General features: G+C 54.0%; 8 protein-coding genes, 1 tRNA gene and 1 pseudogene. 5 read left to right on the forward strand and 5 right to left on the reverse strand.

Annotation, left to right across the window (positions count from 1 at the left end):
* On the forward strand, nt 1–485 hold a 485-nt coding region (locus KB557_RS07735), incomplete at its 5' end, for a magnesium chelatase domain-containing protein (RefSeq protein WP_315856210.1).
* Here KB557_RS07735 and KB557_RS07740 read toward each other — a convergent pair.
* Nucleotides 482–1003 (reverse strand): photosystem I assembly protein Ycf3, encoded by a 522-nt coding sequence (locus KB557_RS07740; protein WP_255132952.1) that lies wholly within the window; start codon nt 1001–1003, stop codon nt 482–484. The two genes, KB557_RS07735 and KB557_RS07740, sit on opposite strands and share 4 nt — an antisense overlap.
* A 73-nt stretch (nt 1004–1076) precedes the next feature.
* On the opposite strand from KB557_RS07740, the gene KB557_RS07745 reads away from it, so the two are divergent.
* The 3 genes from KB557_RS07745 to KB557_RS07755 are packed head-to-tail and all read left to right on the forward strand — an operon-like array spanning nt 1077 to nt 4980.
* Nucleotides 1077–3350, forward strand: coding sequence for a cation-translocating P-type ATPase (locus KB557_RS07745; RefSeq protein ID WP_255132954.1), 2274 nt, complete (start codon nt 1077–1079; stop codon nt 3348–3350).
* Entirely contained in the window at nt 3347–4024 is a 678-nt protein-coding gene (gene tmk, locus KB557_RS07750; RefSeq protein WP_255132956.1) for a dTMP kinase, read from the forward strand. Before KB557_RS07745 ends, tmk begins: the two co-directional genes overlap by 4 nt.
* Nucleotides 4021–4980 (forward strand): DNA polymerase III subunit delta', encoded by a 960-nt coding sequence (locus KB557_RS07755; RefSeq protein ID WP_255132959.1) that lies wholly within the window; start codon nt 4021–4023, stop codon nt 4978–4980. The genes tmk and KB557_RS07755 overlap by 4 nt, the downstream gene beginning before the upstream one ends.
* Here the strand turns inward: KB557_RS07755 and KB557_RS07760 are convergent.
* From KB557_RS07760 to KB557_RS07775, 4 genes are all read right to left on the reverse strand, one after another.
* Nucleotides 4963–5751: a response regulator transcription factor gene (locus tag KB557_RS07760; protein WP_255132961.1), complete on the reverse strand. Its 789-nt coding sequence runs from the start codon at nt 5749–5751 to the stop codon at nt 4963–4965. The two genes, KB557_RS07755 and KB557_RS07760, sit on opposite strands and share 18 nt — an antisense overlap.
* 194 nt (nt 5752–5945) lie before the next feature.
* Nucleotides 5946–6017 (reverse strand) — tRNA-Asn (locus tag KB557_RS07765).
* 28 nt (nt 6018–6045) lie between these two features.
* The gene (locus KB557_RS07770) at nt 6046–6732 is read right to left on the reverse strand and encodes an ABC transporter ATP-binding protein (RefSeq protein WP_255132963.1); all 687 of its coding nucleotides are present in this window, start codon (nt 6730–6732) and stop codon (nt 6046–6048) included.
* Entirely contained in the window at nt 6729–6995 is a 267-nt protein-coding gene (locus KB557_RS07775; RefSeq protein WP_255132965.1) for a hypothetical protein, read from the reverse strand. The genes KB557_RS07770 and KB557_RS07775 overlap by 4 nt, the downstream gene beginning before the upstream one ends.
* 132 nt (nt 6996–7127) lie before the next feature.
* On the opposite strand from KB557_RS07775, the pseudogene KB557_RS07780 reads away from it, so the two are divergent.
* Nucleotides 7128–7276: pseudogene (locus KB557_RS07780) on the forward strand (photosystem II D2 protein (photosystem q(a) protein)); the annotation flags it as partial.

A 7276-nucleotide genomic window follows, 5' to 3' on the forward strand; every position in this document is an offset into this window, starting at 1 on the left:
GCACCAGGCCCCTGGTAGTTGAGCTGCAGGCCCTCGTTAGCACCACCAGCTACGCAAGCCCACGCCGCACTGCAACAGGCATTGGCACCAACCGTTTGCATCAAATTTTGGCAGTGTTGGAAAAACATCTCGGGATCCCCCTTTCCCGATTTGATTGTTATCTGGCTGTGGCTGGTGGTTTGGAGGTGGAGGAACCGGCCGCTGATCTTGGTGTAGCTGCTGCTGTGGTGGCTAGCTACAGGGATTTGATCATGCCGCCAGGCACGGTGCTGGTGGGTGAACTAGGCCTGGGCGGCCAGCTGAGGCCGGTAGCTCAGCTGGAATTGCGCTTACAGGAATCAGCCCGCCTCGGTTTCCGTCGGGCGGTGGTACCCAAAGGCAGTGGCCTAAGCCGGATAGCCGCTGGCTTGGATTTGCAACTGCTTGAAGCCAGCACGATTGCTGAGGCTTTAGTGGCAGCGCTTGGCGCTAATCCAACCGATTAAAAGAAAACATCAGCATTGCCACGGCCAGTGGTTTTCAACCAGTTTTGGGCTTCGATGTAATTATTTGGAGCCAAACGAATTGCTTTTGTCCAGCAATCTGCAGCGATATCAAAACATTGATCCGCCTCATCGGTTTTGCCTTGCTCCTGGGCCAAGCTGCCGAGATGATGATGAATAACTGCCATGTTATTTAATACTTGGGGCATTTTTGCATTCAATGCAAGTGCCTGCTCGTAGTGCTCTAAAGCTTTTAGATGTTCACCATTACTAGCAAACACTAAAGCCATGTTGTAAATAATAAAAGCTCGATCATTTGGATCATCTTCCAGCCTTAGGGCTTCTTCATAATTTTCTAGGGCTTCGGCATACTCCCCATCGCCTTGGGCGCTCATGCCGTCGCGGTAATAAGCAAAAGCCTCCTTGGCCCGTTTGTTTGTGGGCAACATTTTCAAGATCAAATCCGCCATCACCGTGAAGCTTTTATCGATGAAGTTGTCGTTGCGTTGGCTGCGCGGCACCGTATTAACTCGATTGAACCCCAGTGTGGCCCTTTGGCTGGGCAGCTGACAGCTTCTCTAACTAACCTGGGGTATGACTTCTCAGGCCTTGCTGCTCGATATCGATGGCATGAAGTGCGGCGGCTGCGTTAGCGCCGTTGAAAAGCGCTTGTTAGCGCAACCCGGAGTGCTGGAAGCCAGCGTTAATTTATTGAGCCGCACAGCTTGGGTGGAGCTCGATCCCCCAGGCACGCCAGAGGATTTATTGCAAAGCCTTGCCGGGCTTGGTTTTCCGGGTCGCATTAGGCCTCAGCAAAGCGCCCTCGAGCAACTACGCGAAAGCAGAGCTCCCCTTGGTTGGTGGCAGCGCTGGCGCGAGCTTGTGATCGCTTTATCTCTATTGGTAATAAGTAGTGCCGCCCACCTCAGTGAATCGGGGCCATTAGCCGATATGCGGCTGCATGGCTTAGTGGCAACTGTTGCCCTTGCGGGGCCAGGTCGGATGATTTTGGTGCGGGGCTGGCAGGGGTTGCGCCGTGGCGTGCCAGCGATGGACAGCCTTGTGGGGCTGGGTGTTTTTAGTGCATACCTTGCCAGTTTGGTGGCTTTGATCTGGCCGGCAGTGGGCTGGAGCTGTTTTTTTAATGAGCCCCTAATGCTTTTGGGGTTTGTGTTGTTGGGCCGTTTCCTTGAGGATCGGGCCCGGCGCCGCACCGGTGATGCGCTCGAATCCTTAGCTGAATTGCAGCCCGATAACGCTTTGCTGCTGCTTGGCGATCACCCTCCCCGTGCGGTGCGGGTGGGGGGGCTACGGCCAGGGGATCGCCTCCGCATCTTGCCGGGGGATCGTTTGCCGGTGGATGGGGTTGTGTTGCTGGGTTGCTCAAGCATTGATGAATCGGGCTTAACCGGTGAACCGATGCCGCGTTTGGTGCAACCCGGCGCTGAGCTTGCTGCTGGCGGCCTAAATCTGCAGGCGCCATTGGAATTAGAGGTGTTGCGTAGCGGTGCCGATTCCGCTTTAGCTCGTTTGATTCAGTTGGTGCAACAGGCCCAAACCCGCAAGGCACCAATCCAAGCCTTAGCCGATCGCTGGGCGGGGCGATTTACCTGGATAGTGCTTGCTCTTGCAATAACCACATTTTTATTTTGGTGGCTGATTGGCACCGAGCTTTTCCCGCAGGTTTTAGCTGGTATGCCCCATGCAGCTGGCCATCACCGCAGCCTTGGGGCTGGGGCAAACACTCCGGTGGGCTTGGCATTGCAGCTGGCTATCGCTGTTTTGGTGGTGGCCTGCCCCTGTGCCTTAGGCCTTGCCACACCAGCGGCAATCAGTGTTGCCACCGGCCGCGCCGCTCGGATGGGGTTGCTCTTTAGAGGGGGAGAGGTGTTGCAAATTGCAGCATCAGTGCGCACGGTGTTATTCGACAAAACCGGCACCCTCAGCCGCGGCAGGCCCTTAGTGGAAGCAAGTTTGCCCCTGGCTGATGGCTTGGAGGAATTGCGTCTTTTGCAACTGGCGGCTTCTTTAGAGCAACACACTCGCCACCCTTTGGCCTGGGCCCTCTTGCAGGGGGCTGAAGGCAAAGGTTTAAAGCTGTTGCAGTGCACGGAAAGTTGCACGGTTGCAGGCGCAGGGGTGAGCGGAGAACTGGAGGGGATGGAGCACACCTGCCGCTTAGGGCGGCTCGAGTGGCTTGAACAGCAAGGTGTGCGCCCGCAAACGGCCGCTGTGGAATGGCAAGCGCTTCAAGCCAAAGGGGGCGCCACGGTGCTTGCCTTAGCCCACGGCACCCAATTGCTCGGTTTGTTAGCGGTGCGTGATGCCTTGCGGCCAGATGCCCTGGCGGCCTTGCAATGCCTAAAAGAGCGGGGTTATGGGCTTGGCGTATTGAGTGGCGATCGCGAGGGCCCGGTGCGGCAGTTGGCCAGTGATTTGAACCTGGAATTCCAGCAATTGGCTTGGGGCTTAAGCCCAGCCCAGAAATTGGCCAAATTGGAAATGGCTCAAAAACCGGTGGCGATGGTGGGGGATGGCTTAAACGACGCGCCAGCGCTGGCCGCGGCAAATTTAGGCATTGCAGTGGGTACTGGCACCCAGATCGCCCAAGACAGCGCTGATCTAGTGGTTTTAGGCGATCGCCTAATGGCAGTGCCCCAAGCCCTGGAGCTCGCTAAACGCTGCATGGCAAAGGTGCGCCAAAACCTGGCATGGGCCTTTGGCTACAACCTGCTTGTGCTGCCTCTGGCAGCAGGCTTTTTGTTGCCGCGTTTTGGTTTGCTGCTAACGCCGCCGCTGGCGGCGTTGTTGATGGCGCTCAGTTCCCTCACTGTGGTGGCCAATGCCTTGATGCTGAAGCTGCCATGACAAAAAACCGCAGGGGAAAATTCCTCGTGCTTGAAGGCATTGATGGTTGCGGTAAGAGCACTCAGCTGCGCGCCTTAGCTGCCTGGCTGCCCACCAGTGGTTTATTGCCTGCTGGGGCCAGCTTGGTTACCAGCCGCGAACCTGGGGGAACAGCCCTGGGAATGGCCTTGCGCGGCCTGTTGCTGCATCCCCCGGAGGGCCATATTCCCGAAAGCCGGGCCGAATTACTGCTTTATGCCGCTGATCGAGCGCAGCATGTGCAGCAATGCATTGAACCGGCTTTAAGCGCTGGTAATTGGGTGTTATGTGATCGTTTTAGTGGTTCTACTGCTGCCTATCAAGGTTATGGCCGCGGCTTGGATTTGGCCTTAATCGATCAGTTGGAAGAATTAGCAACAGCTGGTTTGCGGCCGGATTTATGCATTTGGCTCGAGCTGGCGCCCCCTGTAGCTGCAGCCCGCCGCGCTGGGGAAAGGGAAGATCGCATTGAAGCGGAGGGGTTGGCATTCCTTGAGCGGGTGCATGGGGGCTTCAGTGCACTGAGTGTTCGGCCTGGCTGGCAGTGCGTTAACGCCATTGGCAGCGAAGCAGAGGTGCAGGAGCGTTTGCAATCTCTGCTGAGGCAATCTTTTATTGCTAGTGGGCAATTTCTAAAATCACAGCTCAAGCCGTGAAAGAAGAGTTGTTTTCAGGAATTGTGGGCCATCAGCAAGCCCTGCAATTGCTTACAGCCACGCTAAATACAAATCGATTAGCACCTGCATACCTGTTCGCAGGGCCAGAAGGGGTGGGGCGCTCGTTAGTGGCGCTTCGTTTTATTGAAGGTATTTTCACTAAACAAATTTCTAATAAACAAGTTGGAGATTTTGGCTTAACAGCTGATTTAGGGCTGCGGCGGCGTTTGGAATTAAGTAACCATCCAGATTTGCTGTTGGTGGAACCCACCTACAGCGATAAAGGGGTGTTGATTCCGGTTTCAAAAGCCAAGGCTGATGGCTTGCAAAAGAAAGCTTTACCTCAACTGCGGCTTGAGCAGATTCGTGAAGTGGCACGCTTTTTGGCGCGCACACCATTGGAGGCTCCCCGTTCAGTGGTGCTGCTGGAAGGGGCTGAACGTATGGCGGAAGCCGCTGCAAATGCACTGCTTAAAACTTTGGAAGAACCGGGGCAGGGCTTGCTGATTTTGTTAACAGCAGCGCCTGAAAAACTTCTCAGCACAATTTTGAGCCGCTGTATGCGCATCCCGTTTCGGCCCCTACCGCCCGCAGAACTCGCCCAAGTAATGGAAATTGACGCTGATTCAACTGAATTATTGGCATTAGCCGCTGGATCTCCAGGCGCCTTACTGGAATGGCGCAGCAGGTGGCAAGAGTTACCAGAATTTTTAATTACAGCGCTGGCTGAGTTGCCTGCCAATCCGCTTGCTGCATTGAGGCTTGCAAGTGAAATTTGCGAGCAGCTTGATGTGGAACAACAGATCTGGCTGCTGGGCCTTTGGCAACGCAGGCTTTGGCAGCAAAAAAGCGATCCATCCCCATTAAAAAGGCTTGAGCTTTTGCGGAAACATTTGCAGGGCAATGTGCAGCCCCGCTTGGCTTGGGAAGTGGCTTTACTAAATCTCTGCGCTTGAAGCGGCAATCTCTGCGCTTGAAGCGCGAAATTCTGCCATTACCAAGCTGCAATCAGCTAATTGATTGCCAGAGGGCAATTCCAGGCAATAACCGGCTCCATAAACGGTTTTGATAAACCTGGGTTTGCGGGGGTCTGGTTCTAATTTGGTGCGCAGGTGTCTGATGTGAACGCGAATGGTTTCAATGTCATCGTCTGGTTCATAGCCCCACACTTCTTTGAGAATCAAAGATGGTGCAACAGTTTGGCCGTGGCGTTGCAATAAGCAGTGCAGTAGTTCGAATTCAAGGTGGGTGAGGCGCACCGCCTGTTCAAACCAAATTGCTTCAAATCTTTCAGGCACAAGGGTGATCGGCCCGAAATTAAGAATTTCGTTGTGCTTACTTGATAACGGAGCACGATCGCTGCGGCGCAGCAGGGCCTTGATACGAGCTAGGAACTCTTCTAGTTCAAAAGGTTTGGTTAAGTAATCATCGGCGCCAGAATTAAAGCCCGTTACTTTGTCTTTTATGCCGCCAAGGGCGGTGAGCATCAAGATTGGTATTTGAGCTGTGCGTTCATCGCGCCGTAGGCGTTGGCAAAGGGTGAGCCCATCAACTTTGGGCAGCATCAGATCAAGCACGATTAGATCTGGGCCGTATTGGAGGGCGAGAGCCTGCCCCTTAATGCCATCTTCTGCTTTTTGCACATCAAACCCGGAATGCTCAAGGCAGCCAGCCACAAGCTCCCGCATGTCTTGGTCGTCTTCTATTAAGAGGATGCAGGGCTTCATCAATGCAGCTTGGTGGGGGTGGAGCAGGGATTAGCCAGAACCGTGGATTACTTCCAATCGTTTCTGCGTGCTTGTTTTTATAGTATAGAGGATAAATAAAAAGAATTTTTTACGAACCGGCAAATATCTAAATTAATAGTTTATTTTGCAATAAACTTATATCAATTAAATATTATTTATTAAAGTGTTAAAAACTCCCCGGGCGGGATTCGAACCTGCGACCAATCGGTTAACAGCCGATCGCTCTACCACTGAGCTACCGAGGATTGCACCCCAAACGAGGTGGATTAGAACTTAACCGCCCGCCCGCCCCCTGGGCAACCCCTCAAGGGCGCTAGCCATAGAAGCCCCAGTAAGCCAGGGTCCGGCATTGCCTTGCTCAAGCCTTAAGGCCCCGTCGCAATGGTGCAGTTCCTCCAGTTTGTGGGTAACCCAAAGTGCTGTGAGCGGCTTCGGTTGCGTTGCTGTTTGCTGGCAAAGCTGGCGGATTAAAGCCAGCACTGCCCCTTGACTTTCTGGATCAAGCAATGCGGTTGGTTCATCCAGCAACAGCAGCTCTGCTCCGCTTAACAGAGCTGAGGCAATAGCGAGCCGTTGCTTCTGGCCGCCGCTGAGGCTGTGGATCGGGCGATTGGTAAATCCCGCAAGCCCCACCTGATCAAGAGCAGCTTCGATTAGCTCTGCCTGCGGCGCTATCCCTACTGGCAGGTGAAAGCAGAGTTCACTGCCGCAGCAGGGCAAAAGCAGTTGATGGTCTGGATTTTGAAAAACCAGCGCTGCAATTGAAGCCAGCCGGATTTCGCCTTCTTTGGGCTCAAGCAGGCCAGAGATCAAACGCAACAGAGTGCTTTTACCGCTGCCGTTGCCGCCCACCAGCATCCAAAGGCCCGGCTTTGGAATTTGCAGCGAGCAATTGATTAGGGCAGCGCTGTTGTTAGGCCAGCGGTAGCTAACCCGATCCACTTCAAGGATTGCTTTCATTCAGCGCCGAGGCTGAAGCCAGGGCGCTTGCTACCGGCGCCGAGGGCACTTTTTTCGTATATCTGCACAGCCAGGATTTCGCTGCTTAAAAGTGTTACTAATTTTTCTTCTGCTTTTTCGCAACGCAGCTCTAACAATTGCCGCTCACCGTGTTGCATTGCACTGCGAATTTCTTGGTAGAGGCTTTGGGCTGCCTCCAATTCCTTGCGTTGCACGGAGATTGGCATTGGCGAAAGCTTGAGGCTTAGTTCGATAACAAACATGGAGAAATCACTACTGGCGGCACCCTAGGGAAGCAAGTGCGTAGGTAGATGTGCTGATCTTGTTGGGTTTTCCCCTCAAAACCCCACTTCTATCTGTATGGTTCCTTATGTAACGCTTTGTGAACAAAAACCATGACGATCGCCCTAGGGCGCGTTAGCCAGCGCGGATGGTTCGACATCCTCGACGACTGGCTCAAGCGCGACCGTTTCGTATTTGTTGGTTGGTCTGGTTTGCTGCTTTTCCCTACTGCCTATTTGGCATTGGGTGGGTGGTTAACAGG

It is taken from the genome of Synechococcus sp. Cruz CV12-2-Slac-r (assembly GCF_024346075.1).
In the GTDB taxonomy this organism is placed as follows: Bacteria; Cyanobacteriota; Cyanobacteriia; order PCC-6307; family Cyanobiaceae; genus Synechococcus_D.

What these genes read in the sequence shown, in the direction of transcription:
- KB557_RS07745 (WP_255132954.1), top strand. Translation starts at nt 1,077, where the DNA reads ATGACTTCTCAGGCCTTGCTGCTCGATATCGATGGCATGAAGTGCGGC.
- tmk (WP_255132956.1), top strand. Translation starts at nt 3,347, where the DNA reads ATGACAAAAAACCGCAGGGGAAAATTCCTCGTGCTTGAAGGCATTGAT.
- KB557_RS07760 (WP_255132961.1), bottom strand. Translation starts at nt 5,751, where the DNA reads ATGAAGCCCTGCATCCTCTTAATAGAAGACGACCAAGACATGCGGGAG.
- KB557_RS07770 (WP_255132963.1), bottom strand. Translation starts at nt 6,732, where the DNA reads ATGAAAGCAATCCTTGAAGTGGATCGGGTTAGCTACCGCTGGCCTAAC.
- KB557_RS07775 (WP_255132965.1), bottom strand. Translation starts at nt 6,995, where the DNA reads ATGTTTGTTATCGAACTAAGCCTCAAGCTTTCGCCAATGCCAATCTCC.